Below are 24,008 nucleotides of genomic sequence, written 5' to 3'. Positions count from 1 at the left end.
CTCAATCCGTCACCTCGAACGCCGCCGGGTCCAACTCGTCCAAGGTGACGATGGTATTGCGCCCCGGATGCGCCGCCTGCTGCGTCAACCGCGCGGCCAGCTGCGCCAGATAATCGGCGCGGCACCGGCGCAGCACATAATCCCTGAAATTATCCAGTTCCAGATCGCGCCACGCGCGCTCGCGACCCTCGTCCGAGCGCGCGCGGGCCTGCGTCCTCAGTTCCGGCGTGATCTCGGCGTCGCCGGCCGTCAAGCGCGTATAGCCGTAGCGGTCCATATACTCGCCGGTCACCGTTTCGATGGCGTTGATTTCATCGATCGACAACTGCTGCTTGAACTTGTCGATATTGGCGGCGATCGGCGGATAGCAGTTCGACGACCACAGCGCCGACAGCTGCGAGATCTGCTTCGCCTCCTGCGAGCCCGTCACGTCCAGCATCTGCGGCAGGAAGTCGATCCCGAGGAACACGCACACCTGCCGCAGCGTGGTCTCCTGCTGCGACAGAAAATCCTCATAGCGTATCGTCAGCACCCGCTCCGGCCAGCGCAGCCGCACGTGGTCGGCGGCGCGGTGCGCGGCGAGCCACGTCTGCGCGTTGAGCAGGCTGTCGAAATCGTGGATGATGGCGCGGTTCATCGAGGCCACCTGCGCGCGCGGGTCGCGCACCACGTTGACGAACAACATGTCCGGATACAGCTCCATCTGCCGGTCGGCGTAGTGCACGCTGTCGAGCGACTTGTCCATCACCACGCTGGCGTGCTGGCGCTCGCCGGCGCGCAGCAGCAGCTCCCACACCACACGGTGGATGCTGCGCGGCTGATGGCGGATGGTCTCGAAGATCTCGACCGGATCGAACACCGCGCCCGGCCACTTGACCATGCTGACCGCCTGCAGCCCGACCACGTCGGTCACCATGCGGAAGTAGCTGCGGTCGTCGCGCAGATCGCCGTACAGCGGCACCAGCGGCATCATGTCGACGATGTGCAGCGGGTAGGGGGAATAGAACTGCGGCGACATGTTCAACCGCAGGCGCAGCGCGTGGCTGCCGCAACGGCGCAGCGGTATCATCATCACGGGACGCGGGCGCGCGCCCTGGGCCGTCTGGAGATCAGGAGTTTTGAGGGTGGTAGTCATTCCATGTTCCTTTTAATTCGAAGTATTCGCAAAAGCGTTTCATGAAGCTGGCCAGTTCCTGGCGCGGCAAGCGGTTGATGCCGGCGGCGGCGACCCTGCCGCCGCCGCTGTCGAATTGCTGGCACAGCCCACAGGCGCTGCGCAGCGACGGCGCACCCGAGCGCACGCTGACCAGATAAGAGCCGTCGGACCGTTCATTGAGCACGGCGAAGGAGGAGCCGTCGCGCCGCGCGGCCAGCCGGTTGGCCAGCACGCCGCTGACCCGACGCGACCAGGCGGTCGCCGGCAGCATGTAGATGGCGCCGCCCGGCCGCTCCAGATACGGCTGCAGCTCGTGCAGGCGTTCGCAGTCTTCGCGGTAGCCTTCGCGCAAGCGGCGGTAGACGGCGCTGGCGGCGATGAAATCGAACGGGTTCTCGTAGCCGCTCACTTCGCGGTACAGCGCCTCGGGCGCGATGTGCAGGTCTTCCGTGCATTCGCCATAGGCGTTGTAGTTGATGGTCTGGCCCAATTGCGCCAGGTCGGCGATGGCGTCGTCGCCCAGCCCCATCTCGCGCGCCATGCTTTGCGCGACCGGTTCCAGGTTGTCGCCGAAGGCCGCCGTCACGGCCCACAGCCGATGGCGGCCGCCAAGCCGGCGGTCGACCAGGATGCTGGTGCAGACGTCGGGCGAGCCGTCGCAGTGCAGGCGCAGGGCGGGGTGCTCGAAGGCGCAATCGGCCGAATGGTGGTCGTAGTACTCGACCCGCGCGCCGCCGTCCAGCAGCCGGCGCAGCTCACCGGCGTTGGCGTCGAGCGAAATGTCGAGCACCAGCACGTCGGCCGCGCCGTCCGGCACGCGGCGCAGCAGTTCGATGTCGCGCTTGACGCCGGTGATCAGGTGCGCCTCGGCCGGCGTGTGCAGGCGTAGCTGGTGCAGCGCGCAGATGCCGTCGGCGTCGCCGTTGAAGACGTCGTAGGCCATCGTCATCAGAGGAAGCGGTACGACAGGTGCTCGAGCAGTTGTTCGCACGCCTGCTCCAGCGACAGTTCGTCGGTGTCGAGCACCATCGCCGGGTCGAGCGGCACCTCGTACGGCGCCGATACGCCGGTAAATTCCGGTATCAGTCCGGCGCGGGCCTTCTTGTACAAGCCCTTGGGATCGCGTTCCTCGCACACCGCGCACGGGGTGCTGACGTAGGTTTCGACGAAATTGCCGCTGCCGATGATGTCGCGGGCGATCTCGCGGTCGCTGCGCAGCGGCGAGATGAAGGCGCAGATCACGATCAAGCCGGCGTCGTTCATCAGCCGTGCCACTTCGGCGCTGCGGCGGATGTTCTCGCGGCGGTCGGCCGGCGAGAAGCCCAGATCGCGGTTCAGGTGGTGGCGCAGATTGTCGCCATCGAGCACGTAGGCCATGTGGCCGGCCGCCATCAGCTTTTTCTCCAGCGCGGAGGCCAGCGTGGATTTGCCGGCGCCGCTCAAGCCGGTCAGCCACACGGTGGCGGCCTGCTGGCCCGTCTGGTGCGTGCGCACCTGCGCCGTCACCTGGCTGGCGTGCCAGAAGATATGCGGCGCGTCGCCGGCGATGCCGGTGGAATCAATTTTGTCCAGTTTGCCCATGATCGTTTCTCCTTTGGCGACTTAGAATTGTTCCCAGCTATCCGAAGCCAGCGCCGGCGCGCCGGCGCGCTGCGTAGCCTTGGCCTTGGCCGGCGTGTGCGCCAGCCGCTGCACCGGCGCCGGCTTGGCCAGCGTCTTCATGGGCTGGCGCGGCGCGCCGGCCCGCGCCTCGACGCGGAAGATGCCCACCACCTCATTGAGGCTGTTGACCTGCTCCTGCATGGCCTGCGCGGCGGCCGCCGCCTCCTCGACCAGCGCGGCGTTCTGCTGCGTCACATCGTCCATCTGGGTGACGGCGGTGTTGATTTGCTCGATGCCGTTCGACTGCTCCTGGCTGGCCGACATGATCTCCGACATGATGTCGGTGACGCGCTTGACGCTGGCGACCACCTCGTGCATCGTCGATCCGGCCTGTTCGACCAGGCGGTTGCCCGCTTCGACCTTGTCGACCGAATCGCCGATCAGGTCCTTGATTTCCTTGGCCGCCGCCGCCGAGCGCTGCGCCAGGTTGCGCACCTCGGTCGCCACCACGGCGAAGCCGCGTCCCTGCTCGCCGGCGCGCGCCGCCTCGACCGCCGCGTTGAGCGCGAGGATGTTGGTCTGGAAGGCGATGCCGTCGATGACGCCGATGATGTCGACGATCTTGCGCGCCGAGATATTAATGGCGGCCATGGTGTCGACCACCTGCGCCACCACCGCGCCGCCCTTGACCGCGACGCTGGAGGCCGATTCGGCCAAGCCGTTGGCCTGGCGCGCGTGGTCGGTGTTCAGGCGCACGGTGCTGGTCAGTTCCTCCATCGACGAGGCGGTCTCTTCCAGCGTGCTGGCCTGCTGCTCGGTGCGCGAGGACAGGTCGAGGTTGCCGGACGCGATCTGGCTGGCGGCGGTGGAAATGGTCTCGGTGCTGGCGTGCACCTGCGTGACGATCTCGGCCAGGCTGTCGCGCATCGAGCGCATCGCGAACAGCAGGCTGTGGTTGTCGCCCGGCTTGGTGTCGATGTGCACGGCGAGGTTGCCGGCGGCGATCTGGCCGGCGATTTCGGCGGCGTGCTCGGGCTCGCAGCCCAGTTCGCGCACGACGCCGCGCGTGATCATCACCGCCGCGACCAGGCTGGTCAGCAGGGCCAGCGAGCCGATGATCAGCATCACCGTGCGGGCGCGCTCGTAGGCGGCGGCCGCGGCGTCGGTGGCCTCGAGGTTCTGTTTCTCCTCGACGGCGATGAGCTTGCGGATCAGGTCCCACCAGGCGCGCTGCACCGGGCGGAACTCATAGCGCAGCAGTTTGTACGCTTCGTCCTGCTTTTGCTCCAGCGCCAACGCGGCGGCGCGCTGGATGAAGGGGGCGGCCAGCGCGGCCTGCTTCTGGATCTGGTCCAGCAGTTGCTTTTCCTCGGTAGACGTTTCCTCCAGCTTGCCGAACATCTGCCCCAATTTGTCCTGGGCAGTGGCGTATTTCTTTTCCTGCTCGCTGATGCGTTTGATCTCGATCTGGATTTCTTTATCTTCTTTTAACAGAATCAGATTGCGCATTGCCAATGCGCGCTCGGTGACGGTCAAATCCATGGTCTGGGCCAGCCGGGTTTCGACGCCATTGACGTTGATGATCTCGTCCATGCGTCCCTGGATCTGGCGCATGCTGACCAGTCCCAGTGCTATTACCACTATGAGAAACACCGAAACGAGGCCGAATCCCATGCCCAGTCGTTTCGCAATTGTCATGTTACGCGCTTTCATACTTCCTCCTGAGGTCCATCGTCATCCGCATATGCAAATAAGAAATCCGCATATCGGACAATTGATCTTAGTGAGTGCTTTGCTCTTAAAAGTCTCCAATAATCACTTTTTGTTGAGACGCAACAACGCGCGTCGGTATTGACGTGGGGTAAAAGAAGGCTTAGCTTTCGCCGCGCAGAGGCAAGAAAGCGAACTCGGCACTAGCCGCCGGATGAGCGGCTTGCATGTTGCAACAGAAGAAAAAATAGTGGCGGCTTCGGCCGCTGTTGCGGCGCTTACGGCTTCTTGTCGAAGTTTTGTTTGACGCGGGCCTTGCGGCGGCGCTCGTCCTCGTTGTGCGCTTTTCGTTTGTCCAGGCCAAACAGGGGTTCCAGGAATTCGAACCAGACGAAGGCGAACACGCTCAACGCGACGATCCACCACCAGGACAGCTGGGCGAACTTCCACACTTCAAAATAACGTAGCGCCGACAACGCCACGATGAGCAAAATGATAGGCATGTTGGATCTCCTCCTGGCCTCATCTTACAAACATTCTAGCTTTACTGGCAGCAATATTCTGATGTTGGGTCAACCCCTGGCCGTTTTATGCGTTAAATACTCAAGAGCAAAACACGGTAAAATGAGCGTCGAAATCGATGGCATGAAGTTGGCAGCATAAACTGGAGAACACAATGAAACGCAATTTGATGATGGTTGGCATGGTAGTCGCGTCGGCACTGGTATCGCAGTCGGCGCTGGCGGACGCGGGACTGGATCTGGCAAAGGCGAAGAATTGCATGGCTTGCCACGCTGTCGCGACCAAGCTGGTCGGCCCGGCCTATAAGGATGTGGCGGCCAAATACGCCGGCCAGAAGGACGCGGAGGCCAAGCTGGCCGCCAAGGTGATCAAGGGCGGCTCGGGCACGTGGGGCGCGATCCCGATGCCGGCCAACCCGCAGGTGAACGAAGCGGAAGCCAAGACGCTGGTGAAATGGGTCTTGTCGCAGAAGTAAGCGCTTCTCGCAAAGAAAAAACGCACCTTCGGGTGCGTTTTGCGTTTACAACTCCGGGGTCAGGTCCACCAATGCTACACGGGCCCAACCTTAACGGCGGTGGACCGCCGAAAACCGCCCACCACCGCCGCGCTCGTGTAGAAATGGTGGACCTGACCCTGGAGTTTATTTGACAACTTCGACTTTGGTCTTCTTGCCGTCGGTGTAGGTGAACAAGGTCAGCGCGCCGTCCTTGATGTCGCCTTTCGGATCGAACGAGATCAGGCCCGTGACGCCCTGGTACTTGATCTTGTGCAGGAACGGCAGGTATTTGGCCGGCTGCGACGATTTGGCGTCGGCCATCGCCGTGGCCATCGTCATGATGGCGTCGTACACGTATGGCGCGTAGATCTGCACGTCGGCGTTGTATTTCTTCTTGTAGCGGGCGACGAAGTCGTCCATGTTCTTTTGCTGCTCGGGCGAGACGCCGCCCGCTTCGGCGCAGATCACCGTGCCGTTGGCGGCGGCGTCGCCGGCCAGCTTGGCGAACGGCTCGGTGCAGATGCCGTCCCCGCCCATGAACTTGGCCTTGATGCCCAGCGCCTTCATCTGGCGCAGCAGCGGGCCGCCGACCGAGTCCATGCCGCCGAAGAACACCAGGTCCGGATTCTTGCCCTTGATGGTGGTCAGGATGGCGTTGAAGTCGGTAGCCTTGTCGTTGGTGAATTCCTTGCCGACGATTTGCACGCCCGGCAGCGCCTTCTTGGCGCCCTTGATGAATTCGTCCGCGACGCCCTGGCCGTAGGCCGTGCGGTCGTCGATGACGGCGATCTTCTTGGCGCCCATCTTGCCGACCGCGTAGCCGCCCAAGGTGCCGCCCAGCTTGGCGTCGTTGGCCACTACGCGGAAGGTCGAGGTGAAGCCCTGCTGCGTGTACTTGGTCTGCGTGGTCGCCGGCGAAATCTGTGGAATGCCGGCGTCGTAGTAAATCTTCGAGGCCGGGATGCTGGTGCCCGAGTTCAAGTGGCCGATCACGCCGTTGACCTTGGCGTCGACCAGCTTCTGCGCGACCGCCGTGCCTTGTTTCGGATCGCTGGCGTCGTCTTCCAGCTGCAGCACGAACTTGACCGGCTTGCCGTCGATCTTGAAGCCCTTGGCGTTCAATTCCTCGACGGCCATCTTGGCGCCGTTTTCATTGTCCTTGCCGAGGTGGGCCGACGGACCGGAGACCGGGCCGACGTGGCCGATCTTGATCACTTCCTGCGCGTTGGCGCTGCCGGCGAAAGCCAGGGCGATGGCGAGTGGAATGAATTTAGTCTTGAACAGCATATACATTCTCCAATGGTTGAATAGTCGACGGCTGTCTTGTGGACGCCGTAGTTTTTTCTGCAAGGCCAAAAGGTACAACAAATTATTGCCCGCGCAAAGCGGGAAACGCGAAAGTAGCGCGAAAGTTTGGCGCTCGTGGGATGCATTCTCAAAATTGGTGCGGCCATCGGCGGGATATTCTCAACATTGGTGCGCCGATGCGCGCAAAGGGGGCGGTCCGCGCGCCGTGCGGGCGCGGACCGGAATGAGCGGGGTGGGGAAGGGCTTATTTCTTTTGCGCTTGCAGGTGCGTCAGCTCCTGCGACACCGCGCGGGCGACGATTTTCTCGATGGTGTCGTGCAGGCCGATGCGGATCTCGTTGGTCAGGCCGTGCAGCGCGTGCGTCAGCACTTCGGCCATGCTGTCCTTGATGCGCTGCTCGAGCACGAAGTCGACCCGCGACTGCAGCTTGCCCATGATGCGCTCGGACAGGCGGTGCTCCAGCATCGCCCATTCGGCGTCGGTCCAGCCGTCGACGGCGTCGGCTTCGAGCCGCGCCGCCATTTCGGCGCGGGTGGACGGGGCGCCGGCCGCTTCGCCAGGCAGCAGCTCGTCGCCCAGCGGCTCGGCTTTGAGGACTTCGGTCAATACAGGGATACTGGCGTCAAACGATTGGGCTTGGCTCATGATTTTCCTGTGACAAAGTGGGTGAGGGGATAGTCTTGCTGCTTGTATGCGACATAGCGCTTGCGGCCGGCGGCCGCATCATCCTCGTCGGAGGAAATCACTTCGATCATGCGCTCGAACCGGGCGACCCGGTTTGACGAGCGGCGCGACAAATTCACTAATAATTCGGTGTGTGGTAATTCCGCCTCATCGTTGTCGGTGAGCACGATCGGCGTGTGCGGCGCCAGCGCGTCGCCGGCGAGCACGTGCGGCAGGAAGTCGGTCGCCGAAAATGACCACATCGCCGCGTTAAGTTCCGCCAGTTGTGCCGCATCTTCCGTCATCACCACCACGCGGTGATTGGCGGCCCAGGCCTTGCGCGCGAGGCGGCAGGCGTAGGCGATTTTGTCGGGCACGTTGGTGTGGAAATCGATGCGTGTCATGGCTGTGCTTGTGTTCTGTAGAGGGGAAGTGCGCGCGGTCCGGCCGCGTGATTCCAGTTTATGCGAAAACCGCTTTTGTCGCTGGCATCCTTGTTGCTACGATTCGGCCGAGGAGTTTATTCGCGCAAAAGAAAATGCCGCGCGTCATGAGCATGACGCGCGGCGGTATATCGTTTACACCGTATTTGTTCAGGCAGCCATACCGCTGTGACGCAGCAGCGCGTCGATGCTCGGCTCGCGTCCGCGGAAGGCGGTGAACGATTCGAGCGCCGGCCGCGAGCCGCCCACCGACAGGATCTCGCGCAGGTAGCGCTTGCCCGTTTCGGTGGTGGCCGACGGCCCCAGCGCCTTGGCCTCCTCGAACGCGGCATAGGCGTCGGCCGACAGCACCTCGGCCCACTTGTAGCTGTAGTAACCGGCCGCGTAGCCGCCGGCGAAGATGTGGCCGAACGAATTCTGGAAGCGGTTGAACGCCGGCGGGATGATCAGCGCGAACTTGGCGCGCACCTCGTCGATCAGCTGCTGCACGGTCTTGCCGGTGCTGGCGTCGTAGTCGTAGTGCAGGTGCATGTCCAGCAGCGAGAACTCGACCTGGCGCAAGGTCTGCAATCCGGACTGGAAATTCTTCGCCGCCAGCATCTTGTCGTACAGCGCGCGCGGCAGCGGTTCGCCGGTGACCGCGTGGGCCGTCATGTGCTCCAGCACTTCCCATTCCCAGCAGAAGTTTTCCATGAATTGCGACGGCAGTTCGACCGCGTCCCACTCGACGCCGGAGATGCCCGACACGCCCAGCTCGTCGACCGCCGTCAGCATGTGGTGCAGCCCGTGGCCGAACTCGTGGAACAAGGTGATCACTTCATCGTGCGTGAACAGCGACGGCTGCGCCTTGCCGTCGACCACGGCCGGCTCGGTGAAGTTGCAGGTCAGGTAGGCGATCGGCGTTTGCACGGTTTGCTTGTCGGCGCGGCGGCCGCGGGCGTCGTCCATCCAGGCGCCGCCGCTCTTGCCGGCGCGCGCGTACAGGTCGAGGTAGAACTGGCCGATCAGTTTGCCGTCGCGCTCGATGCGGAAGAAGCGCACGTCCTTGTGCCACACCGGCGCGTCGTCCGGCTTGATCTCGACCGTGAACAGGTTCTGGATCAGGCGGAACAGGCCGTCGACGACTTTATGCTCGGGGAAGTACTGTTTGACTTCCTGCGCGGAAAACGCGTAGCGGCGTTCCTGCAGTTTTTCGGACGCGTACGGGATGTCCCAGGCCTTCAGCTCGTCGAGGCCCAGCTCGGCCTTGGCGAACTGGCGCAGCTCTTCCAGGTCCTTCTCCGCGAACGGACGGGCCCGCTTGGCCAGGTCTTCCAGGAAGTTGACCACCTCGTCCGGCGACTTGGCCATCTTCGGCACCAGCGACACCTCGGCGAAATTGTTGTAGCCGAGCAGCTTGGCTTCCTCGTCGCGCAGCCTCAGCAAGGTGACGATGTTTTGCGTGTTGTCCCACTCGTCCTTTTTACTGAACACGTCGCCCTGCTCGGACGCCTTGGTGGCGTTGGCGCGGTAGACCGTCTCGCGCAGCTCGCGCTTGTGGGCGAACTGCAGGATCGGGAAGTAGGACGGGAAGTGCAGCGAGAACTGCCAGCCTTGCTTGCCGTCTTTTTCGGCGGCGGCGCGGGCGGCGGCCTTGACGTCGTCCGGCAGGCCGGCCAGGTCGGCCTCGTCGGTCACCAGCAGCTTGTAATCGTTGGTGGCGTCGAGCACGTTTTCGGAAAATCGCGTCGACACCGCCGCGTGCTCTTCCTGGATGGCGGCGAAGCGTTCCTTCTTATCGGCCGGCAGCTCGGCGCCGCCCGTGCGGAAGTCGCGGATGGCGTTGTCGACGATGCGCTGGCGTGCCGCCGACAGCGTGGCGAACCCGGGCGACGCGCGCAGCGCCTTGTATTTGTCGAACAGCGCCTCGTTCTGCGCCAGCGCGGTCCAGAACTCGGTGACCTTCGGCTGGTTCTCGTTGAAGGTCGCGCGCAGCTCCGGCGTGTCGACCACGTTGTTCAGATGGCTGACGATGCCCCAGGCGCGCCCCAGCAGCTCGGTGGCGTTTTCCAGCGGCGTGACGAAGTTCTCCCACGTCACGTGGTCGGACGGCGCCTGCAATTGCTCCACCACCGCGCGGCTCTTGGCCAGCAGCTCGTCGATGGCGGGGGTGACATGCTCGGGCTTGATCGCGTCGAAACGCGCCAGGCCGGAAAAATCGAGGAGGGGATTGCTTGCGTCTATGGTCATGTCAGCTTCCAGAAAATGTGGGATTAACTACGCTCGGCCGCTTCCACCGTGTTCATCAACAGCATCGTGATCGTCATCGGACCGACGCCGCCCGGCACCGGCGTGATGTGCGACGCCACTTCCTTAACACCGGCAAAATCCACGTCGCCGCACAGCTTGCCTGCATCGTCGCGGTTCATGCCGACGTCGATGACGATCGCGCCCGGCTTGACCATGTCGGCCGTCAAGGTGTTGCGGCGGCCGACGGCGGCCACGACGACATCGGCCTGGCGGGTGTACAGGCCCAGATCCGGCGTCGCGCTATGGCAGATGGTGACGGTGGCGTTGGCTTGCAAGAGCAGCAGCGCCATCGGCTTGCCGACGGTGTTGCTGCGGCCGATGACGACCGCGTGCTTGCCGCGCAGGTCGACGCCGGTGCTTTCGATCAGTTTCATGCAGCCGTACGGGGTGCACGGGCGGAAGCCCTCCAGGCCAGTCATCAGTTCGCCGGCGCTGAGCACCGAGTAGCCGTCGACATCCTTGGTGGTCGAGATCGCCTCGATGACCTTGTGCGGGTTGATATGTTTAGGCAGCGGCATTTGCACCAGGATGCCGTGGATGGCCGGGTCGGCGTTGAGCGCGGCGATGCGCTCGAGCAGCGCCGCCTCGGTCAGGTCGGCCGGATACTGCTCCTTCAACGAGTAGAAACCGGCTTCCTCGCAACCCTTGACCTTGTTGCGGACGTAGACGTGGCTGGCCGGGTCGTCGCCGACCAGGATCACGGCCAGGCCGGGTTTCTTGCCTTGGGCGGTGAGGGCGGCAGCACGTGCAGCAATTTCCGCGCGCAGTTTTTGGGAGAGGGCGATTCCATCGATCAGTTGAGCAGGCATGATTTAACCAGGTTGGAGAGGAAAGCAGGATTATAAAGCGCCGGGGCGCCCCGCGCGGCGTTTCCGGGTGTTTTGCTATGTTGCGCTGCACAAGGTTTTCATAGGGAAATTTCACAATACGAAATGTCGTATCATAGTTTGAAAAACCAAAAAATCACTGTTAGAATCCCCACACGTCATTGAAGTAATAGTAAATAATTCATTTAAGACAGCGTTCCAACGGCCCAGAACGGTATAAAACGGGCACTCAACTCAGGAGACTTAATACATGTCAGCTCAACTTGACCAGGTAACGGCAAACACCGACCCTGATTCGCAAGAAACCAAAGAATGGTTGGATGCTCTGGCCGCGGTGCTGGAACAAGAGGGCCCTGAACGTGCTCATTACCTGATGGAACGCCTGATCGACCTGGCCCGCCAAAGCGGCTCGGACATCCCGTTCTCGGCCAACACCGCCTACGTCAACACCATCCCCGCCCACCTCGAAGTGCACTGCCCGGGTAACCTGGAATACGAAGAGAAGCTGCGCTCGTGGATGCGCTGGAACGCCATGGCGATGGTCGTCAAGGCCAACCGCGTCGACGGCGACCTCGGTGGCCACCTGTCCTCGTTCGCCTCGCTGGCCAACATGCTGGGCATCGGCTTCAACCACTTCTGGAAGGCGCCGAGCGAGAACCACGGCGGCGACCTGCTGTACATCCAGGGCCACTCGTCGCCAGGCGTCTACGCCCGCGCGTTCCTGGAAGGCCGCCTGACCGAAGAACAACTGACCCATTACCGCCGCGAAGTCGACGGCAAGGGTCTGTCGTCGTATCCGCACCCGAAACTGATGCCGGACTTCTGGCAGTTCCCGACCGTGTCGATGGGCCTGGGCCCGTTGATGGCGATCTACCAGGCGCGCTTCCTGAAGTACCTGCATGCGCGCTCGATCGCCGACACCACCGACCGCAAGGTCTGGGCCTTCTGCGGCGACGGCGAGATGGACGAACCGGAATCGCTGGGCGCGATCGGCATGGCCGCGCGCGAGAAGCTGGACAACCTGGTCATCGTCGTCAACTGCAATCTGCAGCGCCTCGACGGCCCGGTGCGCGGCAACGGCAAGATCATTCAAGAGCTGGAAGCGGACTTCCGCGGCGCCGGCTGGAACGTCGTCAAAGTCATCTGGGGCCCGGGTTGGGACGCGCTGCTCAAGCAGGATAAGGAAGGCATCCTGCGCAAGGTGATGATGGAAACGCTGGACGGCGAATACCAGAACTACAAAGCGAAAGACGGCGCCTACGTGCGCAAGCACTTCTTCGGCAAGCATCCGAAGCTGCTCGAGATGGTCGCCAACATGACCGACGACGACATCTGGCGCCTGACCCGTGGCGGCCACGATCCGCACAAGATCTACGCCGCCTTCAAGGTCGCGCAGGAACACAAGGGCCAACCGACCGTCCTGCTGGTGAAAACCATCAAGGGCTTCGGCATGGGCAAGCACGGCGAAGCGCGCAACACCGCGCACAACACCAAGAAGCTGACCGACGAAGCCGTGCGCGAAATGCGCGACCGCTACTCGATCCCTATCCCGGACGACAAGCTGGCCGACATCCCGTTCTACAAGCCGGCCGACGACGCGCCGGAAATCAAGTACCTGCACGAGCGCCGCGCCGCGCTGGGCGGTTACCTGCCGGCCCGCCGCATGAAAGCCGACGAGAAGCTGACCGTGCCGCCGCTGTCGGCGTTCCAGAACGTGCTGGACGCGACCGCCGAAGGCCGTGAAGTGTCGAGCACCCAGACCTTCGTGCGTATCCTGACCACGCTGCTGAAAGACCAGAGCGTCGGTTCGCGCATCGTGCCGATCCTGGTCGACGAATCGCGCACCTTCGGTATGGAAGGCCTGTTCCGCCAGGTCGGCATCTTCAACCAGCAGGGCCAGTTGTACGAGCCGGTCGACAAGGACCAGGTCATGTACTACCGCGAAGACAAGGCCGGCCAGATCCTGCAAGAGGGTATCAACGAAGCCGGTGGTATGAGCTCGTGGATCGCCGCGGCGACGTCGTACTCGACCAACAACCGCGTGATGATCCCGTTCTACACCTACTACTCGATGTTCGGTATGCAGCGTATCGGCGACTTGGTGTGGGCAGCGGCCGACATGCGTTCGCGCGGCTTCCTGATGGGCGGCACCGCCGGCCGCACGACGCTGAACGGCGAAGGCCTGCAGCACGAGGACGGCCATAGCCACCTGTTCGCGGCCGCCGTCCCAAACTGCATGCCGTACGATCCGACCTTCGGCCACGAACTGGCCGTGATCATCCAGGACGGTATGCGCCGCATGGTGGAAGAACAGGAAGACGTGTTCTACTACATCACCATCATGAACGAGAACTACCCGCACCCAGGCATCAAGCCGGGCCAGGAAGAGGGCATCCTGAAGGGTATGTACCTGCTGCAGAAGGGCGACGAGAAAGCCAAGCAGCGCGTGCAGCTGATCGGCTCCGGCACCATCCTGCGCGAATCGATCTTCGCCGCCGAACTGCTGAAGAACGACTGGAACATCGCCGCCGACGTGTGGTCCGCTCCGTCGCTGACCTTGGTGGCGCGCGACGGCCAGGACGCCGAGCGCTGGAACCTGGTCAACCCGACCAAGGAAGCGCGTGTTCCTTACGTCGCCCAGCTGCTGAAGGATACCTCCGGTCCGATCGTCGCGACGACCGACTACATGCGTGCGTTTGCTGAACAGATCCGCGCCTTCATCCCGAAAGACCGCACCTACCGCGTGCTGGGCACCGATGGTTTCGGCCGTTCGGACACCCGCGCCGCGCTGCGCGAGTTCTTTGAGGTGAACCGTTACTACATCACGGTCGCCGCGCTGAAATCGCTGGCCGAAGAAGGCAAGATCGACGTCAAGGTTGTGGAGGAAGCGGTCGTCAAGTACGGCCTCAATCCGAACAAGCCAAATCCGGTGACCCAATAAATAGAATACGGAGCAAACGCTATGAGCATTGTGGAAGTTAAAGTCCCGGATATCGGCGATTTCAAGGAAGTCGAGATTATTGAGTTGATGGTCAAGGTCGGCGACACGATCAAGGTCGATCAGTCGTTGATCACCGTTGAATCGGATAAGGCCAGCATGGAGATTCCTTCGTCCGCCGCCGGCGTGGTCAAGGAAATCAAGGTCAAGGTCGGCGACAAGGTCGCCGAGGGTTCGCTGCTGCTGTTGCTGGAAGCCGACGGCGCCGCCGCCGCTCCAGCCGCCGCGCCGGCTGCGGCCGCTCCGGCACCGGCGCCCGCCGCCGCTGCCGCCCCGGCCCCGGCCGCCGCGCCAGCCGCTTCGGCCGGCCCGGTCGAAGTCAAGGTGCCGGACATCGGCGACTTCAAGGAAGTGGAAGTCATCGAAGTGATGGTCAAAGCCGGCGACACGATCAAGGTCGATCAGTCGCTGCTGACCGTCGAATCGGACAAGGCCAGCATGGAAATCCCTTCGTCGCACGCGGGTGTGGTGAAGGAAGTGAAGATAAAGGTCGGCGACAAGGTCGCCATGGGTTCGGTCGTGCTGGTGGTGGAAGCCACCGGTGGCGCCGCCGCTCCCGCCGCTGCGGCTCCTGCTCCTGCTCCTGCCGCTGCTTCGGCCGCGCCGGCGCCTTCGCCGGCGCCTGCCGCCGCAGCGGCGGCTCCGGCCGCGTCGCAAGGCTCGGTCCAAACCGGCAAACTGGCGCACGCATCGCCGTCGATCCGCAAGTTCGCCCGTGAACTGGGCGTGGATCTGGGCAAAGTGCCGGGCTCCGGTCCGAAAGGCCGCATCACCCAGCTGGACGTGCAGAACTACGTCAAGGGCGTGATGGCCGGTACCACCGCCGCTCCTTCCGGCGCCGCCAGCGGCTCCGGCGTTGGCGGTGGCGGCAACTTCAGCGTGCTGCCATGGCCGTCGCTGGACTTCAGCAAATTCGGTCCGACCGAACTGCTGCCGCTGTCGCGCATCAAGAAGATCAGTGGTCCGAACCTGCACCGCAACTGGGTGCAGATCCCGCACGTCACGCAGTTCGACGACGCCGACATCACCGATCTGGAAGCATTCCGCGTCGAGACCAACAACGCCAACGCCAAGAACAAGGACGCGGCCAAGCTGACCATGCTGGCCTTCGTCATCAAGGCATCGGTCGCCGCGCTGAAGAAGTTCCCGTCGTTTAACGCCTCGCTCGACGAGAAGGGCGAGAACCTGATCCTCAAGCAGTACTACAACATCGGCTTCGCGGCCGATACGCCGAACGGCCTGGTGGTCCCGGTGATCAAGAACGCCGACCAGAAATCGGTCTCGCAGATCGCCAAGGAAATGACCGAGCTGTCTCTGCAAGCGCGCGAAGGCAAGCTGAAACCGACCGATATGCAAGGCGCCAGCTTCACCATCTCGTCGCTGGGCGGCATCGGCGGCACGCACTTCACGCCTATCGTCAACGCGCCGGAAGTGGCGATCCTCGGCCTGTCCAAGGCGTCGATCAAGCCGGTGTGGGACGGCAAGGCCTTCCAGCCTCGCCTGATGATGGGTACCTCGCTGTCCTACGACCACCGCGTGGTCGACGGCGCGATGGGTGCTCGCTTCTCCGTGTACCTGAGCGAAGTGCTCGGCGACATGCGCAAAATTCTGCTGTAAGGAGCGACTATGACCACAGAAGTGAAAGTGCCGAACATCGGCGACTTCGCAGAAGTTGAAGTGATCGAGGTGATGGTCAAGGTTGGCGACACGATCAAGGTCGATCAGTCGCTGGTGACCGTCGAATCGGACAAGGCGAGTATGGAAGTTCCTTCGTCGCACGCGGGTGTGGTGAAGGAAGTCAAAGTCAAGCTTGGCGACAAGGTCAAGGAAGGCGTGTCGCTGCTGGTGATCGAGGAGGCGGCTGGCGCCGCCGCTGCGGCTCCAGCGGCGGCCGCGCCGGGACCGGCGGCTGCTTCGGCCGCCCCTGCGCCTGCGCCTGCGCCGGCAGCCGCCGCGCCGATCGCCGCGCCGGCCGGTAGCAGCTACACCGGCCAGGTCGACATCGACTGCGACATGATGGTCCTCGGCGGCGGTCCTGGCGGCTACTCCGCCGCGTTCCGCGCCGCCGATCTGGGCTTGAACACCGTGATCGTCGAGCGTTACGAAACGCTGGGCGGCGTGTGCCTGAACGTCGGTTGCATCCCGTCGAAGGCGCTGCTGCACGTGGCGTCCGTGATCGACGAAACGTCGCACATGTCGAATACCGGCGTGACCTTCGCCAAGCCGAGCATCGACATCGACCAGGTACGCAAGTACAAGGAAGGCGTCATCAAGAACATGACCGGCGGTCTGGCCGGCATGGCCAAGGCCCGCAAGACGCAGATCGTCACCGGCGTCGGCCAGTTCCTGAGCGCGAACCACATCGAAGTGACCGCCGGCGACGGCAGCAAAAAGGTCGTGCAGTTCAAGCAGGCCATCATCGCCGCCGGTTCGGCCGTGGTGAAGCTGCCGTTCGTGCCGGAAGATCCGCGCATCGTCGATTCGACCGGCGCGCTGGAACTGCGCCAGATCCCGAAACGCATGCTGGTCATCGGCGGCGGCATCATCGGCCTGGAAATGGCCACCGTGTACTCGACCTTCGGCGCGCGCATCGACGTGGTCGAAATGATGGACGGCTTGATGCAGGGCGCCGACCGCGACGCGGTCAAGGTCTGGCAGAAGTTCAACGAGAAGCGCTTCGATAACATCATGACCAAGACCAAGACGGTTGGCGTTGAAGCGCTGCCGGAAGGGATCAAAGTCACCTTCGAAGCCGCCGAAGCCGGCGCCACCGCGCCAGCGCCGCAGGTCTACGATCTGGTGCTGGTCGCCGTCGGCCGCAGCCCGAACGGCAAGAAGATCGCCGCCGACAAGGCCGGCGTGGCGGTGACCGACCGTGGCTTCATCCCGGTCGACAGCCAGATGCGCACCAACGTGCCGAACATCTTCGCCATCGGCGACCTGGTGGGCCAGCCGATGCTGGCGCACAAGGCGGTGCACGAAGGCCACGTCGCGGCGGAAGCCGCAGCGGGCCAGAAGTCGCACTTCGACGTGAAGGTGATTCCATCGGTGGCCTACACCGATCCGGAAGTGGCATGGGCCGGCATCACCGAGGACGAGGCGAAAGCCAAGGGCATCAAGGTCGAGAAGGGCCACTTCCCTTGGGCCGCCAGCGGCCGCGCCGTGGCCAACGGCCGCGCCGAGGGCTTCACCAAGCTGCTGTTCGACGCTGAAACGCACCGCATCATCGGCGGCACCATCGTCGGCACGCACGCCGGCGACATGATCGGCGAGATCGCCCTGGCGATCGAGATGGGCTGCGACGGCACCGACATCGGCAAGACGATCCATCCTCACCCGACGCTGGGCGAGTCGATCGGCATGGCCGCCGAAGTGTACGAAGGCGTCTGCACCGACCTGCCGCCGCCGCGCAAGAAATAAGCGGCTGCTTCACCACGAAACCGGGACACGTTCCCGGTTTTTTTTGCGTCGGCCTTGTCCCGGCTAACCAACCCTATCCACGGATTCACGTAGGGCGGATTAGCGAAGCGTAATCCGCCAAGCTCCGTTGGCGGCTCATGGCGGATTACGGCGTTCGCCTAATCCGCCCTACGAAAATCGCCATTCGGGGTTCGGCCCGATGCGACAATCAACCGTGCGCCCGCGCCGAAGCGGGCAATCCGAACACGCGGTCGAAGGCCAGGCTGAAAAGGAAGGTGTAGATCATGAAGAACACCACCAGGCCGATATCCAGCACCAGCGCCTCCCACAGCGTGATGTCGAGCCACCACGCGAACAGCGGCACCAGTATCACCACCAAACCTCCCTCGAAGCCGATGGCGTGCGCCGCCCGGCGCGCGACGCTCCGCCCGCGCGTGGCCTGGCGCGCTTCCCACGCCTCGAACAGGCCGTTGTAGATGAAATTCCACACCACCGCGACGGTGGACGAGGCGATGGCGGCGACGCCCGAGTGAGTCGCGTCGTGCCCCGCCAGCAGCATCAAAAAGCTGCTGGTCAGCGCGACCGCAAACATCTCAAACAACGACACATAGATAATTTTTCGTTTCAAACCCTGCATGATATTTCCCTGTAAAACAATTAGATGCATCGTACTTGAGTATTTCTGATTGAAAAAGTCGACAGCTATCAGTTTTTCTGACAGCATGTGGCATGGCCTTTTCCAGCGATAACGTTTTGATTTTCCTTGCCGTGATCGATCACGGTTCCTTTTCCGCCGCCGCGCGGGCGCTTGGACGGGTGCCGTCGGCCGTCAGCATGGCGATCGCGCATCTGGAGGCCGAACTCGATCTGCAGCTGTTCGAGCGCAGTTCGCGCGATGCGCGGCCGACCGAGATGGCGCGCGCGCTGGAAGCGGAGGCGCGGCAGATGGCCGGTCAATTGCGCCGTTTGCAGGCGCACGCGCTGTCGCTGCATCAGGGGCTGGAGCGGCGCCTGACCCTGGCGATCGCGCCCGAGCTGCTGTCGGCCGCTTGGGGTGATCCGCTGGCGCGGCTGGCCGACGAATTCCCGTCGCTCGAAGTGGAGGTGCTGTCGGCGCCGCAGGCGGACGCGCGGCGCATGCTGCACGACGGCTCGGCGCAACTGGCGCTGCTTTACGAACGTCCACAGGTCGACGAGCACGAGAGTTTCCAGGAGTTGGGCAGCGAGGTGCTGGTGGCGGTGATCTCGCCGCGCCATCCGCTGGCGCGGGAGCGTAACGGTCATTTCCGGCTGGAGGATCTGGTCGACATGCGCCAGATCGCCATCGTCAGCCGCGAGGCACACGAGGAGGATATGCGGGTGCTGGTGTCGCGCAAGTTGTGGCGCACCGATAGTCATCTGGCCATGCTGGGAATGGTGCAGGCGGGGTTGGGGTGGGCTTTTTTGCCGCGTAGGCTGGTGGCGCCGCTGGTGGCGGATGGGGAGCTGCTCGGCATCGACTTCGCCAGCATGAGTAATCAGTTGCGGTTGTGGGTGGATGTGGTGTGGCTCAATGATCGGCCGCTGGGGCTTGGCGCCAAGCGCTTGATTGCGTTGATGAAGGATATCGACGGGCTGGAGGCGCGGCCGGGGCATCGGTGACACGTAGGGCGGATTAGGCGGAACGCCGTAATCCGCCAATGCGTGAGCCGTCGAGACGCATGCATTGGCGGATTACGCTACGCTAATCCGCCCTACGTGTTTTAGACGAGTGTTTAGACGAGCGGTCAGCGCGTCAGCCGATAAATCAGCAGCGCCGTGCGGATGGTGGCGCGTTCGAGCGAGGCGATTTCCAGATCCTCGTCGGGCGAGTGGGCGCCGTTGCCGGTCACGCCCAGGCCATCGAGGCTGTCGATCAGCGGCGCGATGAACTGGATGTCGCCGGCGCCGCGCTGGCCCGGCGGCAGGGCGGGGATCTCGCCCAGGCCGGCGTCGCTGCTAGCCTGCGAATACGTCTTGAGGATGGCGATGTTGCCGGCGGTCGGCGTCATCGGCGGATAGGCGTCGTGGAACTCGATGCTGGCGCTGGTGCCCGGCAGGTTGTCGGCGACGATGGCGCGCATCTTGGCGCGCGCGCGGTCGCGCTGTTCGTAGCTCAGGTAGCGCAGGTCGCCCTTGACGGTCGCCACCCTGGAGATGACGTTGGTCTTGCCGGCGGCCCGACCCTTGGCGCCGGTGGCGTCGACGTCGACGTCTGTGCCGCCCAAAATCAGGCCGGGGCTGAAGGTCAGGTCCGGCTCGACGACCTGCCGGCGGAAGCCGTCGAGGATGCGCGCCGCCTCGTACACCGCGCCGTAGCCGGCGCCCTCTGTGAAGATGCCGCTGGTGTGTCCCTGCTTGCCCTTGACCTCCAGGTCCCACGACGACGATGCGCGGCGGCCGATGGTGCCGGTGTCCTTGCCGTTCTTGTCGCGCACCGTGCCTTCGAAGGCGAGGGCGATGTCGCTGCGTTTGGCGGCGGCCACCATGTCGCCGCGCGAGACGTCGATCGGCTCGCCGGCGTTTTCCTCGTCGCCGGTGAACATGACGGTGATGGTGGTGCCGTCCAGCGCACCGGCCTTGTGCAGCGCGCGCAGCGCTTCGATGATGGCGACGTCGCCGCCCTTCATGTCGTTGACGCCCTGGCCGCGCACGCGGTCGCCGTCGCGCTTCCACAGCTGCACCGGGCTGTCCTTTTCAAACACCGTGTCGAGATGGCCGATCAGCAGCAGGCGCTTGCCCTGCTTTCCCTCGCGCGTGGCGACCAGGTGGCCGGCGCGTTGCACGGCGGGCGGCATGTCGATCCAGCGCGTGGTAAAGCCCAACTGGTCGAACTGCTCGCGAAACAGCTGGCCGACCGCGCGCACGCCTTCGTGGTTCATCGTGCCGCTGTTGATGTTGACCGAGCCCTCCAGCAGCTGCAGCCCTTGTGGCGAACCGGCTTTGACCTCGGCGACGATTTGCTGTTCGGTGGGTGACAGCGGCGCCGCGCCGGCGGCGCTCCAACCGGCCAGTGACAATGTCAGTGCGGCGAGGGCGAACGGGTTCATTTTCATGGGGGTTCCGGGTGGCTCAATTGTTAGCAATTGTAGCTTAGGGCGGTTTTGGGCGGGCATGGTCGCCGCGCGGCGCGGGAAGCTGGTATATTCCGATTGCAGATTTTTTTTTAAGGATAACCATGCTTCGCTTGAAACTCGTTTTCGCCGCTGCCGCCCTGATGGCCGGTGCCGCCTTTGCCTCGCCCACCGCGCCGAAGAACGGCGCCGAGTACACCACCCTGAAGGCGCCGCAGCCGGTGCAGGCCGAGGGCAAAAAAGTCGAGGTGATTGAATTCTTCATGTATCACTGCCCGGCGTGTTATGCGCTCGAACCGGCGATGCTGGAATGGGTGAAGAAGCAGGGTGACAAGATCGTGTTTCGCCGCATCCACTTGCCGCTGACCGGCGAGAACGATCCGGAAGCGCACCTGTTCCTGACGCTGGAGGCGATGAAGCTGGAAGAGTCGCTGCACGCCAAAGTGCTGAGCACCTGGCACGTCGAGCGCCAGCGTCTGAAAAGCGATGACGACAACATCAACTGGGCCGTCAAGAACGGCATCGACAAGCAGAAGTTCCTGGCCGTGTACAACTCGTTCGCGATCATCACGCGCCTGAAAAACGCTGGCCGCGTGGCCGCCACGTACGAGGTCAACAGCACGCCGACGTTGATCGTCAACGGCCGTTATCTGACCAATCCGACGATGGTCGATGGCAGCAATCCCGGTCAGATTCCGCGCCAGCAGCTGAACCAGGCCACGCTGCAGGTGCTGGATGCGCTGGTGGCGATGTCGCAAAAATAACGGTGGGCGCCAGCGCTGAATTCGTCGCCCACATGCGCGAGCAATTCGCGCCTTTGGGTGGCGTGTCCGATGCGGTGTTTTTCGGCGGACGCGCGTTCAGCTGGCGCGGCAAGCAGTTTGCCTGGGTGATGGGTAATTCGCTTTACCTGCGCGCCGGCGACGGCACGCGCGCCGAATTCGAAGCGCACGGCGCGCAGCCGTTTTCGTATTCCACCAAAAAGGGACTTGTCCTGGTGCGCAAGTTCTACACGGCGCCGGAGTTCCTGATGGACGATCCCGAGCAGCTCCTCGCCTGGGCGAAGAAGGCCATCGCCGCCGCGGCGGCGTAATCCAGCGAAACCACGGAAACACGTAGGGCGGATTAGGCGGAACGCCGTAATCCGCCAGGCACCGCCGACGGTTTACGGACAAGCCCGTGTAGAAATGGTGGACCTGACCCCGGAGTTAATTGACCGTGAAGCGGGTCGGGATTTCGATGCCGCCCGTGCGCGCGGCTTCGGCGTAGGCCTTCAATTCCTGGATCACCGCGTCCAGCTGCTCCTGTCCAGGATTGGCCTGGAAATTCTTGATGCGCTCATTCATGAGCGTTACTTGTTTGCTCCAGTCCAGTCGATTCATTTTGCTCATGTGCGCTCCAATTGAAAAAACAAGTATAGAACAAACGGCAAAATTGCACAGCGTCTAACGAAGCACGCTACGCAGGAACAAATCGAGCCCCATCGCCGCTTGTTGGCGCAGCTCCTCCGTGGTCGGCTGCCGCGCCTCGGGGAACAACAGGCGCGCCATGTGGTCGCCCAGCAGGCAGTTGGTCAGGTGCACCGCCAGCAGCTCCAGCGGTAGCTCCGGCCGCAGCCGCGCGCGAATCTCCGGCCGGACGAACAGGCGCGTCAACTGCTCGCGCGATTGCCGCGGCCCGGCCTGGTAGAACGTGTCGGCCAGCTCCGGCGTGCTGGTGGCCTCGGCCACCACCATCCGGTGCAGGCTGACGAACGAGGGCAGCGACACCAGTTCCAGAAAACGCAGCGAGAAGTCGCTCAGGATCTCTTCCAGCGGGCGCGGGTCCGTCTCCATGCTGGTCATGTCGGCGAAGAAGCGCGCGCGCCCCTTGCTGATGACGGCGCTCAACAGCCCGGCCTTGCCGCCGAACTTGACGTAGATCGTGCGTACCGCCACATGGGCCTCGCGCGCGATCATTTCAAGACTGACCTTGCTGTAGCCCTTTTCCAAAAACAGTTGCGCGGCCGTGTGCAGCAGCGCCAGTTGGCGCGCCTCCTTGTCGGCCGCGCGCGGGCGCCCGGCGGTCTTGCCGTAACAGGGCGAGGCCGGATCGGTGACGGCCTCGTCCGGGCAATCCGGCGCTTCCGGCGCGATGTCGTGTGGGTCGGTGATTTTCATGGCGGCTAATGATATCGAATGACGGCATGCTAGTCCAAAATAAAATGAAATGCAATCGTTTCATTTCTTGACTTTGCAAATGAACAGGCGAATAATGCATCCATCCCATTTCATTCTCTCGGAGCAATACATGTCCAATCCACAAGAACAAAAAGTGCTCAGCGCCGTGCCACCAGCACCAGCCGCTGGCGCTCCAGCCGCCACCGCCGCCGCGCCGGCCGGTCCGGCCAAGTCGAACCGCAAAGTGCTGGTTATCGCCGGCCTGGTCGCCATCGCCGCGCTGGCCGCCGGTGGGCGCATGTGGTATCGCAGCCATTATTTCGTCGAGACGGAAAACGCCTACGTGGCCGGCCACGTGACGCCGGTGTCGTCGCGCATTTCCGGCGTGGTGACCAAGGTGCTGATCGACGACAACCAGATCGTGCGCGAGGGCGATGTGATCGCCGAACTCGATCCGTTCGACCAGCGCGTGAAGGTCGAGCAGATCCAGGCGCAGATCGCGTCGGCCGAGCAGCAGGTGGTGCAGTCCGAGGCGCAGATCGCGCAAACCCAGGCCCAGGCCAGCGCCTCGGCCGCGCAGGTGGCGCAGTCGCAGGCGCAGCTGGTGCGCGCCAACCAGGACGCCGAGCGTTACGGCCAGCTGTATAACAGCCAGATGAAGGCCGTCTCGAAAGCGGAGCTCGACACCGCCGTCGCCGGCCGCGCCAGCGCGGTGGCCGACCTGGCCGCGCGCAAGGACAGCGCCTCGGCCGCCAAGGCGCAAATCGCCGCCGCCCGCTCGGCGCGCGATGTGCTCAAGGCCCAGGTGGACGTGCTGCGCGTGCAGCTCAAGGATGCGCAGCAGCAGCTGGCGTACAACCAGATCCTGGCGCCGGTCGGCGGCCGTATCGGCAAGCGCACCATCGAAGTGGGCCAGCGTTTGCAACCCGGCCAGCAGATCACCGCCATCGTGCAGGACAACGTGTGGCTGACCGCGAACTTCAAGGAAACCCAGTTGGCCGAGCTGAAAAAGGGCCAGGAAGTCAAAGTGAGCATCGACGCCATTCCCGGCAAGGAGCTGGTGGGCACCGTCGACAGCTTCGCGCCGGCGTCGGGCGCGCAGTTCGCGCTGCTGCCGGCCGATAACGCGACCGGTAACTTCACCAAGATCGTCCAGCGCGTGCCGGTCAAGATCGTGTTCAAGCCGGAGGATATCAAGGCCCTCAACGGCCGCCTGGTGCCGGGCATGTCGGCCATCGCCGAAGTGGCGGTGAACCAGAAGGACGAGCACAAGGCGCACGCCGCCGCGCCGTCCGCGGTGTCGGCGCACTAAGGAGCCGCTT

The 24,008-nt window shown here is 63.6% G+C and carries 22 protein-coding genes; 8 read left to right on the top strand and 14 right to left on the bottom strand.

Annotated elements, in window-relative coordinates; all coding sequences use genetic code 11:
• Window position 1: 1 nt before the first annotated feature.
• The 5 genes from JOD97_RS31435 to JOD97_RS31415 all read right to left on the bottom strand — a co-directional run bounded on the left by JOD97_RS31435 (window position 2) and on the right by JOD97_RS31415 (window position 4,971).
• Complete coding sequence (locus JOD97_RS31435; protein WP_209726738.1) at window positions 2-1,135, bottom strand: sulfotransferase; 1,134 nt, start codon at window positions 1,133-1,135, stop codon at window positions 2-4.
• Window positions 1,110-2,105 (bottom strand): hypothetical protein, encoded by a 996-nt coding sequence (locus JOD97_RS31430; protein ID WP_229264854.1) that lies wholly within the window; start codon window positions 2,103-2,105, stop codon window positions 1,110-1,112. Before JOD97_RS31430 ends, JOD97_RS31435 begins: the two co-directional genes overlap by 26 nt.
• Entirely contained in the window at window positions 2,105-2,737 is a 633-nt protein-coding gene (gene cysC, locus JOD97_RS31425) for an adenylyl-sulfate kinase (RefSeq protein WP_209726737.1), read from the bottom strand. The genes JOD97_RS31430 and cysC overlap by 1 nt, the downstream gene beginning before the upstream one ends.
• A gap of 21 nt (window positions 2,738-2,758) precedes the next feature.
• Window positions 2,759-4,456 (bottom strand): methyl-accepting chemotaxis protein, encoded by a 1,698-nt coding sequence (locus JOD97_RS31420; protein ID WP_304511227.1) that lies wholly within the window; start codon window positions 4,454-4,456, stop codon window positions 2,759-2,761.
• 290 nt (window positions 4,457-4,746) lie between these two features.
• The gene (locus tag JOD97_RS31415; protein ID WP_209726735.1) at window positions 4,747-4,971 is read right to left on the bottom strand and encodes a TIGR04438 family Trp-rich protein; all 225 of its coding nucleotides are present in this window, start codon (window positions 4,969-4,971) and stop codon (window positions 4,747-4,749) included.
• A 173-nt stretch (window positions 4,972-5,144) separates the two neighbouring features.
• Here JOD97_RS31415 and JOD97_RS31410 point away from each other — a divergent pair, with 173 nt between their 5' ends.
• Entirely contained in the window at window positions 5,145-5,465 is a 321-nt protein-coding gene (locus tag JOD97_RS31410) for a c-type cytochrome (protein ID WP_209726734.1), read from the top strand.
• 165 nt (window positions 5,466-5,630) lie between these two features.
• On the opposite strand, the gene JOD97_RS31405 is transcribed toward JOD97_RS31410, so the two are convergent.
• From JOD97_RS31405 to folD, 5 genes are all read right to left on the bottom strand, one after another.
• The gene (locus JOD97_RS31405) at window positions 5,631-6,773 is read right to left on the bottom strand and encodes a branched-chain amino acid ABC transporter substrate-binding protein (RefSeq protein ID WP_209726733.1); all 1,143 of its coding nucleotides are present in this window, start codon (window positions 6,771-6,773) and stop codon (window positions 5,631-5,633) included.
• Window positions 6,774-7,038: 265 nt separating this feature from the next.
• Window positions 7,039-7,440: a hypothetical protein gene (locus JOD97_RS31400; protein WP_209726732.1), complete on the bottom strand. Its 402-nt coding sequence runs from the start codon at window positions 7,438-7,440 to the stop codon at window positions 7,039-7,041.
• Window positions 7,437-7,862 carry a DNA polymerase III subunit chi gene (locus tag JOD97_RS31395; RefSeq protein ID WP_209726731.1) on the bottom strand — a complete coding sequence of 142 codons (426 nt, stop codon included), beginning with the start codon at window positions 7,860-7,862 and terminating at the stop codon, window positions 7,437-7,439. Before JOD97_RS31395 ends, JOD97_RS31400 begins: the two co-directional genes overlap by 4 nt.
• A 189-nt stretch (window positions 7,863-8,051) precedes the next feature.
• Window positions 8,052-10,130, bottom strand: coding sequence for a M3 family metallopeptidase (locus JOD97_RS31390; RefSeq protein ID WP_209726730.1), 2,079 nt, complete (start codon window positions 10,128-10,130; stop codon window positions 8,052-8,054).
• Window positions 10,131-10,153: 23 nt separating this feature from the next.
• A complete protein-coding gene (gene folD, locus JOD97_RS31385; protein WP_209726729.1) occupies window positions 10,154-10,999 on the bottom strand; it encodes a bifunctional methylenetetrahydrofolate dehydrogenase/methenyltetrahydrofolate cyclohydrolase FolD in 846 nt (281 codons plus the stop codon).
• Between the two features lie 268 nt (window positions 11,000-11,267).
• On the opposite strand from folD, the gene aceE reads away from it, so the two are divergent.
• Genes aceE through lpdA form a run of 3 tightly spaced genes read left to right on the top strand, consistent with a single transcriptional unit; the run spans window position 11,268 to window position 17,435 of the window.
• On the top strand, window positions 11,268-13,958 hold the full coding sequence (aceE, locus tag JOD97_RS31380) for a pyruvate dehydrogenase (acetyl-transferring), homodimeric type (RefSeq protein WP_209726728.1): 2,691 nt from the start codon (window positions 11,268-11,270) through the stop codon (window positions 13,956-13,958).
• A 21-nt stretch (window positions 13,959-13,979) separates the two neighbouring features.
• The gene (aceF, locus tag JOD97_RS31375) at window positions 13,980-15,632 is read left to right on the top strand and encodes a dihydrolipoyllysine-residue acetyltransferase (RefSeq protein WP_209726727.1); all 1,653 of its coding nucleotides are present in this window, start codon (window positions 13,980-13,982) and stop codon (window positions 15,630-15,632) included.
• 9 nt (window positions 15,633-15,641) lie between these two features.
• Entirely contained in the window at window positions 15,642-17,435 is a 1,794-nt protein-coding gene (gene lpdA, locus JOD97_RS31370; RefSeq protein WP_209726726.1) for a dihydrolipoyl dehydrogenase, read from the top strand.
• A 208-nt stretch (window positions 17,436-17,643) separates the two neighbouring features.
• Here lpdA and JOD97_RS31365 read toward each other — a convergent pair whose 3' ends face one another.
• The gene (locus tag JOD97_RS31365) at window positions 17,644-18,072 is read right to left on the bottom strand and encodes a PACE efflux transporter (protein ID WP_209726725.1); all 429 of its coding nucleotides are present in this window, start codon (window positions 18,070-18,072) and stop codon (window positions 17,644-17,646) included.
• Between the two features lie 92 nt (window positions 18,073-18,164).
• On the opposite strand from JOD97_RS31365, the gene JOD97_RS31360 reads away from it, so the two are divergent.
• Window positions 18,165-19,076, top strand: a complete 912-nt coding sequence (locus JOD97_RS31360; protein ID WP_209726724.1) for a LysR family transcriptional regulator — start codon at window positions 18,165-18,167, stop codon at window positions 19,074-19,076.
• Window positions 19,077-19,201: 125 nt separating this feature from the next.
• On the opposite strand, the gene JOD97_RS31355 is transcribed toward JOD97_RS31360, so the two are convergent.
• Window positions 19,202-20,509, bottom strand: a complete 1,308-nt coding sequence (locus JOD97_RS31355) for a M20/M25/M40 family metallo-hydrolase (protein ID WP_209726723.1) — start codon at window positions 20,507-20,509, stop codon at window positions 19,202-19,204.
• Between the two features lie 122 nt (window positions 20,510-20,631).
• On the opposite strand from JOD97_RS31355, the gene JOD97_RS31350 reads away from it, so the two are divergent.
• Window positions 20,632-21,291 carry a thiol:disulfide interchange protein DsbA/DsbL gene (locus tag JOD97_RS31350; RefSeq protein ID WP_209726722.1) on the top strand — a complete coding sequence of 220 codons (660 nt, stop codon included), beginning with the start codon at window positions 20,632-20,634 and terminating at the stop codon, window positions 21,289-21,291.
• Between the two features lie 32 nt (window positions 21,292-21,323).
• Window positions 21,324-21,620, top strand: coding sequence for a TfoX/Sxy family protein (locus JOD97_RS31345; protein WP_209726721.1), 297 nt, complete (start codon window positions 21,324-21,326; stop codon window positions 21,618-21,620).
• A gap of 115 nt (window positions 21,621-21,735) precedes the next feature.
• On the opposite strand, the gene JOD97_RS31340 is transcribed toward JOD97_RS31345, so the two are convergent.
• Together JOD97_RS31340 and JOD97_RS31335 are read right to left on the bottom strand one after the other, a co-directional pair.
• Window positions 21,736-21,918 carry a hypothetical protein gene (locus tag JOD97_RS31340; protein WP_209726766.1) on the bottom strand — a complete coding sequence of 61 codons (183 nt, stop codon included), beginning with the start codon at window positions 21,916-21,918 and terminating at the stop codon, window positions 21,736-21,738.
• Between the two features lie 54 nt (window positions 21,919-21,972).
• Window positions 21,973-22,686, bottom strand: a complete 714-nt coding sequence (locus JOD97_RS31335) for a TetR/AcrR family transcriptional regulator (protein ID WP_209726720.1) — start codon at window positions 22,684-22,686, stop codon at window positions 21,973-21,975.
• 130 nt (window positions 22,687-22,816) lie between these two features.
• Here JOD97_RS31335 and JOD97_RS31330 point away from each other — a divergent pair, with 130 nt between their 5' ends.
• The gene (locus JOD97_RS31330; protein WP_229264853.1) at window positions 22,817-23,998 is read left to right on the top strand and encodes an HlyD family secretion protein; all 1,182 of its coding nucleotides are present in this window, start codon (window positions 22,817-22,819) and stop codon (window positions 23,996-23,998) included.
• Window positions 23,999-24,008: the final 10 nt, after the last annotated feature.

This window comes from Duganella sp. 1411 (assembly GCF_017833525.1).
In the GTDB taxonomy this organism is placed as follows: Bacteria; Pseudomonadota; Gammaproteobacteria; order Burkholderiales; family Burkholderiaceae_D; genus Rugamonas.
Note: the sequence above shows the minus strand (reverse complement) of the source record. Positions and strands in the feature narration are given on the sequence as shown.

Bases quoted from the DNA above. Each gene is read 5' to 3' on its own strand.
- JOD97_RS31435 (WP_209726738.1), bottom strand. From the start codon at position 1,135: ATGACTACCACCCTCAAAACTCCTGATCTCCAGACGGCCCAGGGCGCG.
- JOD97_RS31430 (WP_229264854.1), bottom strand. From the start codon at position 2,105: ATGACGATGGCCTACGACGTCTTCAACGGCGACGCCGACGGCATCTGC.
- cysC (WP_209726737.1), bottom strand. From the start codon at position 2,737: ATGGGCAAACTGGACAAAATTGATTCCACCGGCATCGCCGGCGACGCG.
- JOD97_RS31420 (WP_304511227.1), bottom strand. From the start codon at position 4,456: ATGACAATTGCGAAACGACTGGGCATGGGATTCGGCCTCGTTTCGGTG.
- JOD97_RS31415 (WP_209726735.1), bottom strand. From the start codon at position 4,971: ATGCCTATCATTTTGCTCATCGTGGCGTTGTCGGCGCTACGTTATTTT.
- JOD97_RS31410 (WP_209726734.1), top strand. From the start codon at position 5,145: ATGAAACGCAATTTGATGATGGTTGGCATGGTAGTCGCGTCGGCACTG.
- JOD97_RS31405 (WP_209726733.1), bottom strand. From the start codon at position 6,773: ATGCTGTTCAAGACTAAATTCATTCCACTCGCCATCGCCCTGGCTTTC.
- JOD97_RS31400 (WP_209726732.1), bottom strand. From the start codon at position 7,440: ATGAGCCAAGCCCAATCGTTTGACGCCAGTATCCCTGTATTGACCGAA.
- JOD97_RS31395 (WP_209726731.1), bottom strand. From the start codon at position 7,862: ATGACACGCATCGATTTCCACACCAACGTGCCCGACAAAATCGCCTAC.
- JOD97_RS31390 (WP_209726730.1), bottom strand. From the start codon at position 10,130: ATGACCATAGACGCAAGCAATCCCCTCCTCGATTTTTCCGGCCTGGCG.
- folD (WP_209726729.1), bottom strand. From the start codon at position 10,999: ATGCCTGCTCAACTGATCGATGGAATCGCCCTCTCCCAAAAACTGCGC.
- aceE (WP_209726728.1), top strand. From the start codon at position 11,268: ATGTCAGCTCAACTTGACCAGGTAACGGCAAACACCGACCCTGATTCG.
- aceF (WP_209726727.1), top strand. From the start codon at position 13,980: ATGAGCATTGTGGAAGTTAAAGTCCCGGATATCGGCGATTTCAAGGAA.
- lpdA (WP_209726726.1), top strand. From the start codon at position 15,642: ATGACCACAGAAGTGAAAGTGCCGAACATCGGCGACTTCGCAGAAGTT.
- JOD97_RS31365 (WP_209726725.1), bottom strand. From the start codon at position 18,072: ATGCAGGGTTTGAAACGAAAAATTATCTATGTGTCGTTGTTTGAGATG.
- JOD97_RS31360 (WP_209726724.1), top strand. From the start codon at position 18,165: ATGGCCTTTTCCAGCGATAACGTTTTGATTTTCCTTGCCGTGATCGAT.
- JOD97_RS31355 (WP_209726723.1), bottom strand. From the start codon at position 20,509: ATGAAAATGAACCCGTTCGCCCTCGCCGCACTGACATTGTCACTGGCC.
- JOD97_RS31350 (WP_209726722.1), top strand. From the start codon at position 20,632: ATGCTTCGCTTGAAACTCGTTTTCGCCGCTGCCGCCCTGATGGCCGGT.
- JOD97_RS31345 (WP_209726721.1), top strand. From the start codon at position 21,324: ATGCGCGAGCAATTCGCGCCTTTGGGTGGCGTGTCCGATGCGGTGTTT.
- JOD97_RS31340 (WP_209726766.1), bottom strand. From the start codon at position 21,918: ATGAGCAAAATGAATCGACTGGACTGGAGCAAACAAGTAACGCTCATG.
- JOD97_RS31335 (WP_209726720.1), bottom strand. From the start codon at position 22,686: ATGAAAATCACCGACCCACACGACATCGCGCCGGAAGCGCCGGATTGC.
- JOD97_RS31330 (WP_229264853.1), top strand. From the start codon at position 22,817: ATGTCCAATCCACAAGAACAAAAAGTGCTCAGCGCCGTGCCACCAGCA.